The sequence below is a fragment of the Phycisphaeraceae bacterium genome (assembly GCA_019636655.1).
Classification (GTDB): Bacteria; Planctomycetota; Phycisphaerae; order Phycisphaerales; family UBA1924; genus JAHBXB01.
Genome location: JAHBXB010000002.1, coordinates 639,297 through 657,500 on the forward strand (window position 1 = coordinate 639,297; position 18,204 = coordinate 657,500).

At 70.8% G+C, this 18,204-nt stretch carries 13 protein-coding genes; 5 read left to right on the forward strand and 8 right to left on the reverse strand.

The features are described 5' to 3' along the window. The first annotated feature begins 5 nt into the window (after nucleotides 1-5). Nucleotides 6-1,289 (forward strand): aminotransferase class V-fold PLP-dependent enzyme, encoded by a 1,284-nt coding sequence (locus KF745_08135; protein ID MBX3358382.1) that lies wholly within the window; start codon nucleotides 6-8, stop codon nucleotides 1,287-1,289. A 31-nt stretch (nucleotides 1,290-1,320) separates the two neighbouring features. Here KF745_08135 and KF745_08140 read toward each other — a convergent pair whose 3' ends face one another. The 3 genes from KF745_08140 to KF745_08150 all read right to left on the reverse strand — a co-directional run bounded on the left by KF745_08140 (nucleotide 1,321) and on the right by KF745_08150 (nucleotide 6,685). After that, on the reverse strand, nucleotides 1,321-2,574 hold the full coding sequence (locus tag KF745_08140) for a methyltransferase domain-containing protein (protein MBX3358383.1): 1,254 nt from the start codon (nucleotides 2,572-2,574) through the stop codon (nucleotides 1,321-1,323). Further along, nucleotides 2,571-3,680, reverse strand: a complete 1,110-nt coding sequence (locus tag KF745_08145; protein ID MBX3358384.1) for a polysaccharide pyruvyl transferase family protein — start codon at nucleotides 3,678-3,680, stop codon at nucleotides 2,571-2,573. The genes KF745_08140 and KF745_08145 overlap by 4 nt, the downstream gene beginning before the upstream one ends. Before the next feature lie 107 nt (nucleotides 3,681-3,787). Further along, nucleotides 3,788-6,685 carry a glycosyltransferase gene (locus KF745_08150; protein ID MBX3358385.1) on the reverse strand — a complete coding sequence of 966 codons (2,898 nt, stop codon included), beginning with the start codon at nucleotides 6,683-6,685 and terminating at the stop codon, nucleotides 3,788-3,790. A gap of 134 nt (nucleotides 6,686-6,819) precedes the next feature. Here KF745_08150 and KF745_08155 point away from each other — a divergent pair, with 134 nt between their 5' ends. Then, nucleotides 6,820-8,454 carry a glycosyltransferase family 4 protein gene (locus tag KF745_08155; protein MBX3358386.1) on the forward strand — a complete coding sequence of 545 codons (1,635 nt, stop codon included), beginning with the start codon at nucleotides 6,820-6,822 and terminating at the stop codon, nucleotides 8,452-8,454. Here the strand turns inward: KF745_08155 and KF745_08160 are convergent. After that, on the reverse strand, nucleotides 8,439-9,518 hold the full coding sequence (locus tag KF745_08160; GenBank protein MBX3358387.1) for a glycosyltransferase: 1,080 nt from the start codon (nucleotides 9,516-9,518) through the stop codon (nucleotides 8,439-8,441). The genes KF745_08155 and KF745_08160 overlap by 16 nt on opposite strands. A gap of 124 nt (nucleotides 9,519-9,642) precedes the next feature. Here KF745_08160 and KF745_08165 point away from each other — a divergent pair, with 124 nt between their 5' ends. Next, nucleotides 9,643-10,011, forward strand: coding sequence for a PilZ domain-containing protein (locus tag KF745_08165; GenBank protein ID MBX3358388.1), 369 nt, complete (start codon nucleotides 9,643-9,645; stop codon nucleotides 10,009-10,011). 4 nt (nucleotides 10,012-10,015) lie between these two features. Here the strand turns inward: KF745_08165 and rpiB are convergent, their stop codons facing one another. Both rpiB and KF745_08175 read right to left on the reverse strand, forming a co-directional pair. Next, nucleotides 10,016-10,477: a ribose 5-phosphate isomerase B gene (rpiB, locus tag KF745_08170; protein MBX3358389.1), complete on the reverse strand. Its 462-nt coding sequence runs from the start codon at nucleotides 10,475-10,477 to the stop codon at nucleotides 10,016-10,018. After that, a complete protein-coding gene (locus KF745_08175) occupies nucleotides 10,474-11,622 on the reverse strand; it encodes a Sua5/YciO/YrdC/YwlC family protein (GenBank protein MBX3358390.1) in 1,149 nt (382 codons plus the stop codon). Before KF745_08175 ends, rpiB begins: the two co-directional genes overlap by 4 nt. Nucleotides 11,623-11,896: 274 nt before the next feature. Between KF745_08175 and KF745_08180 the strand changes: the two genes are divergently transcribed. Beyond that, nucleotides 11,897-12,955, forward strand: coding sequence for a prepilin-type N-terminal cleavage/methylation domain-containing protein (locus KF745_08180; protein ID MBX3358391.1), 1,059 nt, complete (start codon nucleotides 11,897-11,899; stop codon nucleotides 12,953-12,955). Between the two features lie 121 nt (nucleotides 12,956-13,076). Then, nucleotides 13,077-15,734, forward strand: coding sequence for a ComEC/Rec2 family competence protein (locus KF745_08185; protein ID MBX3358392.1), 2,658 nt, complete (start codon nucleotides 13,077-13,079; stop codon nucleotides 15,732-15,734). Between the two features lie 16 nt (nucleotides 15,735-15,750). On the opposite strand, the gene KF745_08190 is transcribed toward KF745_08185, so the two are convergent. Together KF745_08190 and KF745_08195 are read right to left on the reverse strand one after the other, a co-directional pair. Continuing rightward, complete coding sequence (locus KF745_08190; protein MBX3358393.1) at nucleotides 15,751-17,784, reverse strand: hypothetical protein; 2,034 nt, start codon at nucleotides 17,782-17,784, stop codon at nucleotides 15,751-15,753. Between the two features lie 54 nt (nucleotides 17,785-17,838). Beyond that, entirely contained in the window at nucleotides 17,839-18,108 is a 270-nt protein-coding gene (locus KF745_08195; GenBank protein MBX3358394.1) for an HU family DNA-binding protein, read from the reverse strand. Nucleotides 18,109-18,204: the final 96 nt, after the last annotated feature.

Below are 18,204 nucleotides of genomic sequence, written 5' to 3' on the forward strand. Positions count from 1 at the left end.
TCGCGATGACAGGACCCGGACCGACCATCTACCTCGACTCGAACGCCACGACGCGGCCGGCGGATGAGGTTGTCGCCGCGATGACCGAGGCGCTCACCGGGTGCTGGCACAACCCGTCGTCCATCCACCGGCCCGGCCAGGGCGCCCGGCAGAAACTGGAACTGGCCCGCAAGGAGGTCGCCGGGCTAATCGGCACCAAGCCGCGGTTCATCACGTTCACAGGTTCCGGCACCGAGGCGCTGGACCTGGCCGTGCGCGGCACGCTGGGGATGACGACCCGCCGGACGATCGTCACCACGCAGGTGGAGCACGGGGCGCTGCGCGGGCTGTGCCGGAGCCTCGCGTCCCACGGCGGGTGCCAGGTGAGACACGTCGGCCTCGGCGCGGGCGGCGTGGTGGATACGCGGAGCCTCGAATCGCTGATCGACGACTCGGTGGCGCTCGTCTCGATCCAGTGGGCGAATAACGAGACCGGCGCGATCCACCCGATCGACGCCATCGGCGAGATCTGTCGACGCAAGGGGGTGACGTTCCACTGCGACGGGACGCAGTGGGTCGGCAAGATGCCGACCAACGTCGAGGCGGGAACGGAAGCGGGGGCCGGGGCCGCGGGGGGAGGGGGTGTCAACGGTGCGGCGGGGCACACCGGCGCCGACCAGCACACGAGCGTGCAGGCGACCTGGGGCGGATCGGGGCGGTTCATCGACATCCTCACGTTCTCGCCGCACAAGTTCCACGGTCCCAAGGGCGTGGGCGTGGTGTACCTGCGGCAGGGCGTCAAGCTCGCTCCGGTGATCCATGGCGAGCAGGAGCTGGGCCGCCGCGGCGGGACAGAGAACGTGCCCGGGATCCTCGGGGCCGGCGCGGCGGCGCGGCTGGCGAAGCAGTGGCTCGCGGATCCGGCTCGCATGGCGGCGATGGAAGCGCTGCGGGACCGCTTTGAGCAGAGCCTGGTCCGGGCCGTTCCCGACGCGGTGCTCAACGGGCCGCCGGACCGCCGGCAGCGGCTGTGGAACACCTCCAATGTCGCCTTCCCGCGCCTGGAGAGTGAGGCGCTGCTGCTGCTGCTGAGCGAGCGCGGCGTGTGCGCCTCGGCGGGGTCGGCGTGCTCCTCGGGGTCGCTCGAGCCCAGCCCGGTGCTGCTGGCCTGCGGCGTGCCGCCGGAGCGCGCGCACGGCTCGCTGCGGTTCAGCCTCTGCCGGGAGACGAGCGCCGAGGAGATCGATCACGCCGTGCGGATCGTTGCCGAGTGCGTGGACCGGCTGAAGAAGTCGATGGTGACGGCGTAGGGGCGGGGCGTGGCAAGAGAACCGTGCGTGCTCAGCCGCGAGCGGCCTTGTCGTTGCGGGCGAGATCGGTCCCATAGATCCGCACAACGGGGATGCGCCTGGGGGTCAACCACGCGTGGGCACGATCGAAGATCGCCTGCTCGAACGCGTCCGAAGAAATAACGACGGCGTCGACGTCGTCCAGGGGAAGCGCCTGGGGCCTGTAGACCGGCACGCCCCGGAGAGTCGAGACCTTGGGAGTGTCATCGATGACGGCGACCACGCGAACATTGCAGGAGTTCCATGGCTGGCAGATGATCGGCTCGGTGTGCCGCCCGGCGCCGTAGAGAGCTATTCGGCGCCACCCAGAGGCGGCGCATCGCTCGGCGACTGACTCGATGAGCCGTCGGCGGATCTGCTCGGCACGTGCAGCCAGATCGCCGTGGTGGGCACGCAACGATCCGAGTTCCGCCATGGCCCGCTCCAGCGCCGAGGGAGGGGCGGGCGGCGCGGCGCTGGGGGCGGCGACCGTCTCCAGCCGTTGCGGCCGCGTCGCCTCGACGACCAATGCGATCGATGGAATCCACGCGCGGCCGGTTTCGCCGCCATCGTGCTTGTCGATGCCTCGCAGCTCCGCATGGCGGCTCTCGCCGAACCTTGCACGCACCACGGAGTCAAACCCGGCCAGCCGCAGCGACTGCCCGATCGTCTCGAAGTCGTACACAAACTTGTGTCCATCGAGCCACATGCCGTGGTTGAGGACCATGGCGCGGGTCAGTTTCTCCCCAGGCTGGAACGCGTACCGCGTGTCTAGCCAGCGGAGACGGTGGGCGTCGATCACCTCATCGGGAGCAGGGTTCAGCTGCCGGAGGTAGATCCGGGCCTCGGCCTCGAGGTCGGGGGTGACGACGCGGACGACGCCGCCGGGACGGAGAATGCGAGCCCACTGGCGCAGGATCTCGTGCCCTTGCTGGAGCGTGAAGTGCTCGAAGACGTGCTCCGAGTACACGCACGAGGCGCATCGGTCGGGGAGCGCCGCGAGGGCTTCGAAGATGTCCAGAGCGACAACCGGTTCCTTTGCAGAGTCAACAGCCGGCGCGACGTACCACTCGCCGTCGCCGTTATCAATGTTGGTCCAGCCGGCGAGCGGGAACGTGCCGCACCCGAAGTTGAGCTTGTCGAGGCTGGAAGCGAGGAGCCTGGCGGTCTCTCGCTCGACACGGGCCGCGGATGTCGCGGGTGCCTGCAGTGCTGTGACGGTGGTGGCCATAGTGTCCTGCATGTTGCGGATCTGACGGGTGCTCACGCCGCGCGTGTCTCGCACGGGGCCGCTTCGGACGGCTGGTTTTCCGCGGCGACGCCGAAGGTCCAGATCTCGGGGCTCGGCAGCCACGGCCCCACACCGCGGACCTGGTCCGCGAGGGTGCGAAGTTCCCGCTGCGCCCCGGCCTCGCCGCGAACAGACGGCCTCGGGTCCGAAGCGGGCGGTGCGAGTGCGCTCAAGGTGGAGAGCGGCCGCGCCTCCCGTATGAACGCCGCGAACTCCCGGAACACCGCCGGGTTCGAGCGGGCGAAGGCGATCGCGCTCTCGAGCTGTTCCGACGACCGGCAGACGGGGATCGGCACACCCGAGGCCTCGATCATGCCTTCGATCTTCCACGTGTTGCTCGGAAGAGCAACGAAGGGAATTCCGGCGCGGCCGGCGAGGCAGACGCCGTGGTGCCGCGCGGTGACCAGCAGTTCCGCCCGGGCGATGTTCGCCAGGGCCGACCGCCAGGTCGCATGGTGCGATCCGTGCGCAAACGGGTAGTAGAAGCTCTTCGACGCCGGGAGCGACCTCCAGTATCCCATCATGATTCGGCCGACGTCGTTGTTGCGCGCCGAGTGCCAGTCGGTGATGACGATCCTGCCGGAGAGATCGATCAGCGGCTGGTCGTCAAAGGACGCCTCGAAGAACGAATCCGGAACGACGCGGCAGCGGATGCCGCGAGACTTCATGTAGTCGGCTGATCGGACATCACGGAGGCACAGGTCCTCGACGGCGCTCAGAACCCCGTCGAAGCCCGGCACGTCCTCGAGCACGCCGTTGATGATGAGGGTGCGCTTTCCGAGCCGCTGGGCCGCGCCGAGGATGGCGAGCCATTGGAGGCCGAGGCCGTGGTGCACCGAGCCCTCCGCGTTCAGCACGACCGCGTCGCACGCCTCGATGTCGGCGACGACTTCGGGGTCGGAGAGCGCGGCATCGATCGCGGCGGCCTCATTCGGCCGCGACAGGTGCGCGTGCGTAGCGACGAAGCGCCGGCGCACCACCTCGTGGCCCATCGCTCCGAGCATCCGGGCGTGGGCGTCGCCGACGGCCAGGCACCCGATGTGCGGGTAGATCGCGGTTTCGTTCAGGAGCACGATTCGCATGTGACGGGAAACCTCGGGCGACGGACTCAACGGCAACGCACGCGGGGAGGATCGGCATTTGCCCGAAAGAGGGGTGAGAAAGCCCGCGACTCGGCCGGGCGCCCGGCTCAGACCGCGGCGACGGGCTCCTCGTACGCCGCGTAGACCGGCAGCACACGGACGCCGCGGTCCATCAGCGGCCGGCAGCGCTCCCACATCTGGCTCTCGAAGGCGTCGGAGGAAAGCAGCACCGCATCGGGCCTGAGTTCGTCGATGGCTCTCTCGGGGGTCAGCACCGGGAGTCCGAACATGTACTCCCACACCGGGGGGTGATCGTCCATGATCCCGACGATGGGGAGGCCGCGGACGAAGAGCCCGGCAACCCGGCGGGTGTGCTTGCCCGCCCCGAAGACCACGATCCGGCCACACCCTTCCTGCTGCGCCCGGCGCGCGATCGCTTCCATTCGGCCGACGATGCGCGAGGCGCGGTGCCGGTCGGCGTCGCTCCAGTCCGGCGCCGTCAGCGACGGGGAGAAGACGACTGCAAGGCCGGCGTCCGCCCAGCCGCGGGACCGGGCGAGGATGTCGGCGTCGCGTGCCGCCTCCTCGGAGTCGATGATCACGGCATCGGAGGAGAGCGACGGCGAGCCGTGGGCGATGCGGGCGTAGCCGTTCTCGCGCAGGACCGCCTCGATGCGGCGGACCGCCGCCTGCGGCTCCTCCGCCCAGCGCTTGAACCAGCGCCATGTCTCCCTGAGATGGAGCCCCAGGGCCGACCGGGTGTTCTCCGCGGGGTGCGCGAGGGCCGAATCGAAGACCCGCCGGTACTGCCTCGCCATCGCCTGAAGGGAGGCATCGGCACGCGCCTTCTCCCACGCCGCGCGGGACATGGACGCCAGGCGGGCACGATCGGATGCGAGATCCGCCAGCCGCTGCGCCATCAGGCCCGGCTCGCCGACCGGGACGACGACGCCCGAAACGCCGTCGCGGACCCAGTCGTCCACGCCGCTGTTCACCGCGGTGACAGAGGGAACAACGCCGGCGCCCATCGCCTCGAGCATCGAGATGCTCGTCCCCTCGAACTCGCTGACGAGCACGCTCACATCCATCGTCGGCAGGAACTCGCGGACCCACTCGGCGCTGCGGGCGCCGTGGATCGTCACCGTTCCGGAGCGGAGCGTCCGCCGCGCGAGCGACTCGCGCCACGCGCCCAGGTTCGGGCCATCACCCACCATGTGGAACTCGAACGGGGCGCGCCGGGACTCAAGGCCGTCGATCAGGGGCAGCAGGTCGTCGATCCGCTTCTGGGTCTGCACCATGCGGCCCAGGTAGGCCAGGCGCAGCGGGCCGCCCGCGGGAACCGGCCGGGGCTCCGGCGCGACGGGAACGCCGTACGTGATCTGCGAGATCTCGCGAGGCTGGGCCGTCCCGCGTGTCGCCCGCTCGATCTCCGCCATCCACCGGGCGCACACACGCGACACACCGACGCCAGCGTCCCACTCCCGGTACGTGGCGATCATGTCGCGGTAGTAGGGCTCGTCGGTGTGCGCGATGGCGACGGTCCGGACCCCGGCGTGCCGGAGCTGCGCCGCCGCGATGTAGGTCAGGTCCGTGTAGTTGGGGAGGACGATCGAGGCGCCCATCCGCTGGAGCGAGTCGCGGACCGTGTGGATGATCTCGGTGTGATCCACGTACGGATCGATGAAGCACACTTCCGTGAGATCGTCCCGGTCGAGCGGCATCCTGCCGACCCGCCACGCATCGGGCTGGAGGACGATCAGCAGGGTTCGGACGTCGTAGCCGAGGTCCTCCTGCGCGAAGGCCCGTGCGAGGCGACCCGACCATGTCCGCACCCCTCCTACCGCCGACTCATCGCATACCACGCAGCTGACGACCCTCGGACGCGAGGGCGGATCCAGCCGCGGGGCCGGCTGCATGGGCGAGTCGATGACCACTGTCGTGCGGCCTCCTCGGGGCCGGGCGATCAGATCGGCGAGCAGATCCGCAAGGGCCTCGGCCGCCGCAGCGCCGCCGCCGGCGGGCTCGTGAAGCTCGACCAGAGCTCCGAGCTGCCGGGCATCATCGGCCCGCGTCGGCGAGAGCAGGCGACTGACCAGTTCGTCCGCCGTCGCAAGCCACTGGGTCTGCCCGGCGACGAGCTCGCGCGCGGCGCGGAGGCGTGCCAGTGTGGCTGGCGGCAGGGACGCCGCCGCGGACCAGTCCGGGCCCTCTTTGGAACCACCGCTCCACGCACACATCGCGGGCTGCCAGAGCGGAGTCGGGTGGACATGGAGAAGCCCGGTCGGGCATCCCGCGGCCATCGCCTCGACCATCAGCGTTGACGGGGTCGTGATCACCGCCGATGCGGAGGCCAGGGACTCGCCAAGGGGGAGTGTGTCGGGCGGGACGCCCAGGTCGGAGTCGAGGCCCGCCGTGAGGCGCCAACGGACACCCAGTCCGCGGGCCTCGAGGACCGCGCGCAACTCCCGCAGCGCCCCGAGCAGGCGGGCCCGCTCCGCCGGGGCAAAGGCGGGCTGGTTGGCGGTGGCAATCAGAACGGTCGGCCTTGAGCCGTCCCGGCGGCGCCCTTCGGGCAGCGATTGGACCATCCGATCGATCCGCGGCAGGCCTGCCGCAACCGCTTCGTTCCCCAGCGCACTGAGCACCTCCTGGTCGACACGCCCGGCGCACGCCACGATGTCGACCGGCGCTGGGCGCAAAAAGTGCGCACCAACGCGGGGGTTGACGAAGGTGTTGCGGTACTCGACCAGGCCGTCCATCAGCAGCACGGTCGTCGCCCCGATGCGGCGGGCCTGGCGGAGCGCCAGCGCGTTCGCCGCGGCGAACGCGTCGGAGATGACCACCACGCGAGTGCTCGGGGTGAGGGGCACGGGCGGTTGGTCTGGGAGGAGCCGGTCGCAAGCGAGGCTGTGTCGGACGAGGGCCCGCTCGAGCCCCGCGAAGTGGTCGACCACCGTACCGCACTGCACCAGCATGACCGGGAAGGAGTGGCGAGCATCACTCATGGGCGTCTAGATCGGTTGCGGGGCGATCCTGGTCGCGAAATCGAGAGGCCGTCATGGGGTCGGCGCGTGGGAGTCGATTCCTGCGCACTGTTCGCGTGCGGGGCTCCGGCGGGCCGATTGACACTACCTCATCGATGACCCTGGCACCCACGACATCGCCGGCCCCGATCCCGAGCCGGACGCCCGCGCCTGCACCGTCGCGCGCGCCGGTGGTGATCTCGCTGCCGGACGGCGTGTCGGTCTCCGGGGTCACCACGTGGGCGCTCAGGCTTGCCGGAGCCCTGGCGACCGCGGGGCGGCAGGTCGTGCTCGCCGCGCACGCGGAGCCCGACGGGATCACCCGGTTGGAGGCCCGTCTGCCCCGCGGCGTGCACACCGTCCGGCTCGATTCGCTGCCTCCCCTGCGCTCCGCCGGCGGGAACCTGGGGCCGTTCATCGACGCGTACCGGGACGTGTTCCGCACCGTCTCGGACGCGGTCGGATCGCCGGTGGTGTTCGCCCCATCGCTGCTGGGGGATTGCTACGGGATCGGCGCGGCGATCTGCCTCGTCGAGCCCGAACTGGTGCGACTACTCGCGGTTCAGCACTCCGACATCGAGTACGACTACCGCGTCCTCGGGCGCTACGAGCCGGTGATCGCCCGGTTCGTCGGCGTCAGCTCCAGGGTGACGACGACGCTGCGGTCGCGCCTGGCCAAGTCGGGGGCGGCCCGCAGCGCGGACACGATCCATGTGCCCTACGGCGTTCCGGTGTCCCCCGCGCTCCCCGGCCGCGCCCCGGTGATGATGCGTCCATCGCGCCCGCTGCGGCTGGTGTACACGGGCCGGATGGAGCACGCGCAGAAGCGGGTCGGGGCCCTGGTCCTGCTGTCGGATGAACTGCACTCGCGCGGCATGCACCATGTGCTCACCCTGATCGGCGATGGCCCCGCCGCGCCGGAGATTGACGCGGCGTGCGCGGAACGCGCCGGGCGGATGAAGAGGATGGCCGGCGTCAACCCCGACGATGTGCTGCAGCACGTCGCCGCGTCGGACGGGTTCGTGCTGGCGTCGAGGTACGAGGGGCTGAGCGTGTCGATGCTCGAGGCCATGTCGCGCGGGTGCGTGCCGATCCTGACACGGGTCGCGTCCGGGGCCGCGGAGGCTGTCGTCGACGGCGAGAGCGGGTTCTTCGCCGACGTGGACGCGGCCGATCCCGACGACCGCGCTGTCGCCCGGGCCCTGGCCGACGCGATCGAACGCTGGCTGGGGTGCGATACCGCCGGGGCGGCGCACGCGGCGTGGCAGACCGTCCGCGAGCGGTTCAGTCTCGATCGCCACGCCCAGGTGATGAGCGAAGTGATCGACGATGCGGCCACATCGGAGCCGCGACGATGGCCCGCCGACAGGCCGTGCGCCTACTCGGCGATGCCCGGCGGCGAGGGCGCCTCGGGGAGCATCCCCGCGGACGGCGCGGCCCGGCTTCAATCACTGCTGGGCTCGCTCGCCGGCCGGACGGTGGTGCTGCACGGGGCCGGCGAGCACACGGTCGGGCTCTCGCGGGTTCTCGCCGCGTCGCCGGCCCGCATCGTCGCGGTGTGCGACGACGACCGGGCGCGGTGGGGAGGATCGCTGCTGGGCTGGCCGGTCATCGACCCGGCCAACGCCGCGGCGACCGGGGCCACCGACGTCGTGCTCTCCTCCTGGCTCCACTCGGGCGCCCTGTGGGCCCGACGCGGGATCTACGAGCGACAGGGCCTGCGCGTGCACCGCGTCTACCCGGCCGATTGAGGCCCCCGTCCCGGCTCGGACCCCGAAGCCTCGAGAAAGCCCCGCCGCCACTGCCACCGCTTGAGAAGCAGGTGCTGCTGGTAGATCGCATCGATCAGCGTGCGCGCCGCCGGGGAATCTCCCGAGGGCGGGAGCGTCGCCGCGGGCGTGGTCGCGAGCGAGGCGAACGTCTCGCGGACCCGGGCCGCCGCGCCGGCTTCCCGCTCGACAAACTGGCGGGAGTACTCGACCTCGGCCGGGGCCGTGATGTCACGCCCGAACGTCGCTCGGGCGCAGTCGGGAGACATCCGCGCGAACCCCCACGCGGCGAGCCCGAGCGCGTGCTCGCGTGCGAGATACCCCTGCGTGCTCTGGTGGTGGTCGTGCCACACCCGAGCGGCGGGCCGGAAGAGCACCGGCATGCCGAACCTCGCGTGAAGCCGGAAGGCGATCTCGATGTCCTCGTAGCCGTACTTCTCGGGATAGACGGTGAAGCACCCGGCCTCGCGCACGCGGTCCAGCGGGTAGGAGACGTTCAGACCAAACGCGTGGCGGAAGCCCCAATCGCGCTCCGGGTCCGACGCCGCATCGACCCCGTGCCGCTCGCGCCAGGCGTGCGAGCCGGGCATCTGGTCGTGGAAGAAGATCATGGACGTCTCTCGCACCAGGCGGTCGAGGAGCGTGTCGTCCTCGCCTCGCAGCCGCACCCACGGCGAATCGCCGACGACCGTCGCGGGTCCGAGCCCCGCGCCCTCCCGCGCCCGGTGCGCCTCGATGTGCAGCCGGCACAGGGGCGGTTCGGCGAGCACATCGTCGTTGAGCGACAGCAGGATCCGGCCGCGGGCATGCTCGATTAACCGGTTCCGCACGGCGGTGTAGCCGCAGCGCGGGTACTCGAAGATCGACGCCCGCAATGCCCCCGAGGCGTTCCGCGCGATCGCCAGGGTTTCGCCGTCATCGGGGCCGTCGATCCCGACCAGGACCTCAAACCGCGCCGAATCCAGGTCCTGCCGCTGCAGGCACCCGATGCACGCGGCGAGTTTCTGCGGCCGGGCCCGGGTCGGGATGATGACTGAGAGATCCATGCGAGTCCTGCGAAAGGGTCGGTGGGGTCGTTTTTGCCGTCTGGGAGCCGCCTGACGTTAAGCCGGCCGGTTATCCGGCCGATTCGATAACCACCGGCACGTCGGCCAATGAAGGAGATCGGCCATGGACAGCGTCCCGCAGCGCGACACGTTCCCGTTCCCGACCTTCGGCCCCTCGGCCATGGAACGCCGTCGGCACGAGCGAGTGGTGATCAGCAGGGCCTGCAAGATCTTCCGGCCGCTCACCCGCCGGTACACCGCCGCGCTCACCCGCGACCTCTCCGAGGGCGGGGCCATGATCGAGATCGAATCGGCACGCCCTCTCGCGGTCGGCGAGCAGATCGGGGTCGGGGTGTCGTGGACCGACTCGCCGGTGCTCCGGGAAGAATCCCTGATTGAGGGGGTCGTGGTCCGCGTTGTCGAGACCGACGACGACCGGCAGTACGTGGCTGTGCGGTTCTCCGACGCGTGCGCCCTGGTCGCCGCGGCGTAGTCGCCTACTCAACCTTGGCCGGGTCCTCCCCCTGCTCGATCGATTCGATCTTGCGGAGACGCCGCTCGTGCCTGCCGCCCTGGAAGGGGGTCGCGAGCCAGACCTGGACGATCTTCTCGATCAGCCGCTGCCCGAGCAGGTCCGCGGAGAGGCAGAGCACGTTGGCGTCGTTGTGGCTTCGGCTCATCTCGGCCGTCAGTTCGTCGTGCACCAGCGCGGCCCGCACACCCTTGACCTTGTTCGCCGCGATCGTGGACCCCACGCCGGTGCCGTCCAGCAGCACGCCGCGATCCGCCTGCGCCGATGCGATCGACGTGCCCACGGCGAACGCCGCATCCGGGTAGTCGGTGGTCTCCCCGCCCAGCGACCCGGCGACGGTAACGTCGTGCCCGTCGGACCGGAGCCGGTCGGCAAGCTGCTTCGCCGCCGCGGCACCACGGTGATCGGCCCCGATGCACAGCCTCATGCGTCCGCCTCCCTCAATCGCCGCTCGATCGCGGCCTTGATCGCCCCGGCCGTCTGAGTGTACACGTGCGGCGGAAGGCCCATCGGGTCATCGATCTCCCGCCCGTCCGGGTCGAGGAGGGCGGTCTTCGCGTCGGCCTCCGGGTCCAGGGAGAGCACGGCCCGCAGGTGGGACGTCGTCATGACATAGATCACATTGGCCTGCGCAATCAGCCCGCGGGTCAGGGGACGGGAGCCGCGGAGCATCGACGAATCGACCCCGAGCGAATCCAGGGCCGCAACCGCCTCCCGGGTGGGCCTCGCGCCGGTCGTCGCCCCCGTGCCGGCGGACAGCACCACGGTCTTCTCCCCCGCCGCGACCCCGACCCCCCGGCCGATCAGGTCGTCGGCAATCGCCTCGGCCATCGGGCTGCGGCAGGTGTTGCCGGAGCAGACAAAAAGGATGGTCCGCTGCATCTGCTTGGCCACGAAACGCTCCTCGTACGCCCCCTCCCGCACCACCTCGTATCCGCCCGCGGCAGGCAGGCGGAGCACCGTCGCCGGACGCGATCCGGGCAGGCCGTCATCGAGGACGTACGTTACGTCCGCCCCGAGTTCGGCAGCCGCCCGGGCGGCATCGTCAGCACTCGTCGCAAACCGCCCCGGCCCCACTGGCATCTCCGCGACCAAGAGAGACCCGCGCGCCTCGGAAAGCACCCGGGCCGCGGCGGGGTGGCGGATGCGCCAGATCGCGGCCTCGGGCCCCCGATCCGCCACGATGGTTCCGCCAAAGGCCTCGCGGACGCGATTGGCCATCGGGTCCGGCACCGGAAGCAGGACCACGACCGGCCCCGGGCTAAGCCGACGAACCACCCTCTTCTGGGAAGGCCGCAGCCCTGAAGTCACGCCAGCCACAATCTCGTCGTCGTCGGCGCTGCCGGGGTTCGCCGCGGCCACCGCTGTCGGATCTCGCTCGCGGCGAGCCCGATCGACCACCCCCCGCAGGGCCGCCGCGGATCCTCCCCCGGCGAGGGCAGCAATGGCATACACCCCGTCGGTCGGGATCACGATGCACCCCCCGGCAAGCGCGGTAACAGCCTCGGAGATCGCGCTGGAACGCTGCGAGGCGGTCATCGTTCGCAGAATGGCCGCCGGGGTCGCCCTCATACCGGGAGTATGGACGTCCCGGGGGCGAAGTTCAAAGGCGAACCATATATACTCCGAACACGTGTCGCTGGGCGATACTGTGTACTCTTTGGTAAGGTTCCCCGGTACGGGGATCATCGCCGCGTTCGCGGACGAATAGGTCGGCGCAGCACACGCCGGACCGCCAGGCGGCGGAGCGTCCCCGGTTGGGTGGGCTGGTTGGTTCCGGCGTACCGGGCCGACGGTTGCGGCTTCAACACTGGCGTGTGTGGTGGCGTACAGGAGCAAGGGCACAATGGCACACGGCAAGGGTTCGGATTCGCTCCGCGGGTTCACGATCGTTGAGTTGCTGGTCGTGATCCTGATCATCGGGGTCGTGGTCGCGCTGGTCTTCCCGGCGATCACCGGATCTCAGCGGGCCGCAAAGAAGGTTGCCACAACGGCGATGCTTGCGGACCTGTCATCCGCCGCGTCGGCGTTCTCGATCGACAACAAGCGCACCCCGGGGTACTTCACGACGGCGGACATGGGCGATCAGGCCAACGTCGATCGCGGGTTCACGGGGATGAACAACGTGCTGCTCGACCTGGCTGGCGGGATCGTTGCTGCCGGGGGCGGCGGGCCGGGCGCGGGCGACATCGTCGTGGTCGGACCGACGGCGGCCAAGACCGTCACCGTTGACGTGGGCCGCATCGGCGCCACGGGCGGGAACCAGAAGGCCTACTACTCGCCCCCGGCCAAGAACTGGGTCGTCAACGGTCTTGTGGCGCAGAAGCAGACCAACGTCGCCGACCACTCCAAACTCCCGGACCTCGTCGACTCCTTCGGCGACCCGATCCTGGCATGGTCCGAGGACTCGACGGCGGGGAACTCGAACTTCTCCAGCAAGGCCCGCATCGCGGGCACACCGGGCAGTTACGCCAGGTTCTACTGGGCGGAGAACGCGGCCTTCCTCCAGGCAACGAACCTTGGCAGACTGGGTAAGACCCAGGCGTACACCGCTGCGAATACTCCGAGCAGCCTTCTCGGCGGCGGCCGGTCCGATGTGGACCTGGCGACCTCCCTCGCAGGCCTGCTGGGTAACCCGGCGTTCCCCGAGTCGACGGCCGCGGGCGTGGCTCCGAAGCCGGCCGCGGCTCGCGGCGGGCTGGTGTTCCACTCGGCCGGTGCTGACGGGTTTTACGTTGGGACCACGGACGACGGCGGCAAGTTCGCCGCGTCCAATGCGGGGCCTTTCACGCCGAACACGCTGGCGTACAACAACCCGGTCGCGACCCAGGCCGGGCAGGCCCAGGTCGATGCAATGTCTCGCTTTGACGACATCATCTTCAAGGGCGACGGCAGCGGCGGCTGATCGCACGCGGTTCCGAACTCCAATGCAACATTCGAGCCGGCCGGCGGGCCGGCTCTTTTTCTGCGCCCGAGTCACTTGACGTTCCCCTGTGGATCCGGGATCGTCTGGCCCCGTGGGCGGCATGCCGAGCGTGCATTCGTGGGCCGATTCCGCCGGCGCAGCGCCGGGGCGAAGTGCGCCCGCGCGCCGGTCGCTGGTAGCACTCGCTGCGTTTGCAACGGGCCTCGTGTTGGCACGGGGCATCCCGACGGTCCCTGCCTCGGCGTGGTTCGCGGTCGCATGCGGGGCGATGGCCGCGGCGAGTGCGCTCGGATGGCGAGTCGGCGCGCCGCGGGCCGCGCTCTCGGCGTGGGCCTGCCGCGCCGCGCTGGTCGCCGCGGCGGTTGCCTTCGGTGCCGGATGGCTGGACGCACGGGTTTCCCAATCGCCCGCAGGATCGCTCGCGGCGCTGCTCGCCACGGGCGATGACACCGATGGCGAAGACGAATCGCGGCCCGTGATCGTGACCATAGAAGGGATCGTGGCGGCGCCGGCCCGTGCCGAGCCGCCGATCCGTGGGGCGCTCGCCGAGTTCGCATCGACGCCGCCCTCTCGGCTCCAGACCATCGAGATCGCGGTGTACGCGGCGATCTCGGATTCGGGCCCGCAGCACGCCTCGGGCTCCGTCCTTGTGCGGGGACCCCGCGAGGCCATCTCGCCGCTGCCGGTCGGCTCCGCGGTGCGCGTGACGGGCGAGTTCCTCCCCATCGAGCACGCACGCAACCCGGGCCAAGTGGACCGCGCCCTGATCGCGGCCCAGGAGGGGATCGCCGGGACGATCACGTCGCCCGATGCATCGCTCCTTGCTCCGGCAGAACTGCCCGTCCCCGCCTCGGCCAGACTCGGCGAGCTCTGGTCCCGCGTGATCTGGAGGCTTCGATCCGGCGCCGCATCGGCGCTCGACGCGGCGCTCGCGGATACGGGCGATCCCGGGACCGCCCGCACGACTCGGCAGCGCGGCGTGCTCCGCGCCCTGCTGCTGGGGGACTACGACCCCGCGGCCGGGGACGTGACCTCCGCGTTCACGCGCCAGGGGCTCGTGCACCTGCTGGCCATCTCCGGGTTCCACCTTGTCGTCATGGCCGCGGTGGCGATGTCGCTACTGCGGCTCCTGGGCGACCTTGGGTGGCTCGAGCCGGCGATCACCGCGTCGCTCGTGCTGCTGTACCTCCTGGTCGTGCCCGCCCACGCGCCGGTGCTCCGCGCCGGCATCACGGTCCTGGCCATCCTCCTCGCGCAGGCGATGGGACGCCGCTACGACCCGCTGAGCGTGCTGGGGTGGACGGCGATCGCGCTGCTGCTGTGGCGTCCGCTGGACCTGTGGTCGCTGGGGTGGCAGCTGAGTTTCGGCATCGTCGGATCGCTGCTGTGGCTCGGCCGCGACGCCCACGGGCTGCTCTTTGGATCCCCCCTCAAGGGGACCGTTCCCACCCGGCACAAGACCCAGCTCGGCGCGGCGGCGGCGTGGGCGATGGCGGCCCTCTCCCGCCTGCTGGCCACCAGCCTGCTCTGCTGGGCCGTGGCGGCGCCGGCCATCGCGCTGCACGCGGGCCTGCTCAGCCCCCTGGCCGCCGTCACGGGGCTGGTCGTGCTCCCGCTGATCGTCCTGATGATGTGGATCGGGTACGCGGCGGTCGTGCTCGCGCTCGTCTCGCCGGCGGCGGCCCATCCGCTCGGATCGGTGCTGGCATGGCTGGCCGACCAGACCGTCGCGATGGTCATGGCGCTTGATTCGATTCCCGGACTGGTCGTGCGCTTGCCGAGCGTGAGCGTGGCCTGGACGTTCGCCGCGACAGGGCTGGCGCTCGCCTGGTTCCGGTTCGGGCGTACACGGTTCAGATTTCTCGCGCTGGCATCGATCGTGGTCGGCGCGTGGTTCGCGGGCGAGGCGCTGCTGGGTCCGCGACTGGCCGCCTCCGGGTGGCTGGGACGCACCGTGCTCTCGGTCGGTGTCCTCGACGTCGGCGATGGATCGTGCACCCTGATCCGGTCCGGGTCGGACAGCGTCCTGGTCGACTGCGGCTCATCGCGCACGGGGATCGGAGAGCGGGAGATCCCGAGGTCGCTCCGCGCCCTCGGCTCGGCGCGCGTCGGCACGCTCGTGCTCACCGGATCCGACATGGCCCGCGTGGCAGGCTCCGTCGACCTCTTCGACACAACGGGGGTGCGCACCCTGGTCGTCGGCGAGACCTTCAACCGCGTGGCGACGCTGATGCCAGGCTCGACCCCCGCCGCGGTGCTGCGGGCGGCAAGAGAACGCGGGATCCGCGTCCACACCGTCGCCGCGGGAGACCGGATCCAACTCGGGCGAGCCACCCTCGAGATCGTGTCGCCCGCGCGCGGCTCCGCGGTGCTCGATGGCGAGGATGGCTCGCTGGTGGTGGTCGCCGTCGTCGAGACCGACGCCGGCCCCCGGCACGCGGCGGTGATGCGCGGCGTCGGCGACGCGACGGCCCGGTCGCTCCTCCAATCCGGCGCCATCCCGCACCCCGACCTGCTCGTGCTCGGGACCCGCACCAGGGCCAAGGAGGCGACCGGGGCGCTCCTGCGTTCCCTCGGGGCGCCCGCGACGATCATCTCGACCGGCCGCACCCAGGTAGGCCGGCGCGGCGCCTCGTCGCTGTTGTCATCACTCCCTCACGCCCGGGTGTGGACAACCGCGCGGCACGGCGCGATCGAGGCGCGGTTCGACCGCGATGGAAGCATCGGGGTTGTCCCTCTGGTTCGCACCCGGGAGTAAGCGCCGCGACCGAGACTCAGTGCGTCGCCGCGTCCAGCTCGGCCTTCGCGTTGTCGTCGGGCATCTTCGACCGAACCGAGTCGGCAAACGACCGCGCCGCGCCGGGGCCCTGCACGAGCCGGATCGCCCTCGCCGCCTCCGCCGCGTCACGCGCGATCTGCTCCGGCCGGAGCGACAACTTGATCAGTTCCACCTCGGAGGTCCGCAGCGTGCTCATCGTCGGTGCCAGCGTCTGCCACACGATGTCGCGCACGAGGGGGACCTGGTCAAGCCGCCCGGCGTCCGCGATGATCCGCGCCGCCTGCAGCGTCTCGTTGAACCGCCCGGCCAGGTACGCCGGAACGATCCCCGCCAGGGCCACATCCACATCGACGGCGCTCGCATCGTCGCTCAGGAGCGAGACGAGCAGCCGCGCCGCGTCATCCCCCCGCCCTGCCAGGGAAAGGGCCGTCATGGCGTCGGCGAACTTGCGGCTCTTGATGGCCGGGGCCACCTGGTCCTGCACGTTCGCAGCGCCCTCGAGCGGAACATCGGTGGATTCGTTCCGTTTGGCCGGCGGCCCGAAGGTGATCAGCGGGTCGCCGACGACCGCGATCTTCCACACGGGCGCGACATCGAGCCGCCCCGCCACGCCCCATGGGAACCCCGCCAGCAGTCGCTTGGCCATCAGCGGTGTCGGCACGAACGCCTGCAGGAACGGCTCGTGCACCGAGCCGATGTAGGCGTACGCCCCGTGGTCGATCCACCGCCCCCCCACTCCCGCCCGCTGCCCGGGCCGCATCAGCGACCAGGAGTGCACGAAGTGCACCATCGCTGGGTGGGCGAGCACGGGCGCATCGCCGGCAAAGCCCTTGCCGGGCTTGAGATCGAAGTAGTCCCAGTACCCAGACGAGTTGACGAAGACCAGGTCGCAGTCAAGCCCGCCGCGGTAGGCGCCGTCCTTCTCGTCCGCGTTGGCGCCGCGCACGCGTCCCGCCGCGCTGCGACGAAAATCCTCGATGCCCTGGCGGCCGCTGTCGTTGACCATCGACTTGATGCCGGCCTTCTCCAGCTCCGTCGCCGCGGCCGTGCAGTCGAACGCGTTCCAGGGGGCGGAATCGTCGTAGCCGTCAAACAGCCACGCCCGGCTCGGCTGCAGGAACAACCCGCACATCCCGCGGTACGCCGCCCGCGGCTCGGAGCCGAACACCTGCCCGGCCCACGCCCACCTCGCGCCGCGCTGGCCCTCGAGCGAGCGGCCCACCAGGTCGGTCGTCGCCAGCCGCTCGCGCTGGTCGCCGGCCGGGAGCGCGGCCTTCGCCGGGACGTCCATGCAGAGCGTGACCGCGTCGATGTCGTCGCCCAGCGCGCTCCAGCGATACCCGGTCGCCTCGAGCCCCTTCTCGATCGCGGCGCTCAGCGAATCGATCTCGCTCAGCGGCGCATCATGGTCGACGCCGCCGCGAGGAACATCGGCCCAGATGATCGGCTCGCCCCGCCCCGCCGCGATCGCCAGCGCCGCGGTCCACGCGGGATCCCGCGTCGACGAGACCACAACCCCCGGCGGCACAAACCCCAGGTGCTTCCATTGAGCGGCAAGCCCCGTCGCGTCCGCGGCGCCCCAGGCCCGTGCCACGGCGTCGGCCACCGCCGCCTCGCGTGCCGCGGGCTCCTCAGGGAAGCCCGCCGAATCGGCCGGGCGCTTCCACCGCACCACCCTGGTTGGCTTGAACGCCCTGACAAACCTCGCGATGTCCTCTCGCGCGGTAAAACTCCCGTCGTCGATCAGCACGGGGAACCGGCTCGCGAGCGACCACGACCCGATCGCCGCCACGTACGACGCGGCATCGGGCACCAGGACGACCACGGGCGTGACCGCCAGTTGCCGTCTCGCAAACTCGACCCTCGCCCCGAGCCGCACTTGAGGCGGCAGGCTGTCAATGCTGATCTGCTGCCCGTCGGCCGGCGGAGCGGGCGGAGTGGCGGGGCCGGGTGAATCGGGGGGCTGGCCCACGACCGCCACGCAGGGAGCCACCAACAACACCGCCGCCCAGGCATGGAGCATGGCCATAGAGGAGTCTACGTCCGGTGGACCGCGATGTTCCGAACAATGGCCGAGCGACGGCTACAGCGATTCCTTCATCTGCGTCGCCGGCTTGAACGTGCAGGTCGTCGACGCCTTGATCTCGATGGGCTGCTTCGTCGCGGGGTTGATCCCCTGCCGGGCCCCGCGGTGCTTCTTGGCGAAGGTGCCGAACCCGGCAATGGCCACCTTGTCGTCCCGCTTCACGCCCAGGGAGATGCAATCCAGCACCGTCTCGAGGGCCTTCTGAGCCTCGGGACGGCTCACCTTCAACTCCGACGCCACCGCCTCGATCAAGTCGCCTTTGTTCACACGTCACTCCTTTATTCCGGCCCGGCCCGGGAGGCGCGGTCCGTCGCGCCGGTCCCGGAGGGGCTCGGTGCACAATAGATCTCCAACGCCGCAAGT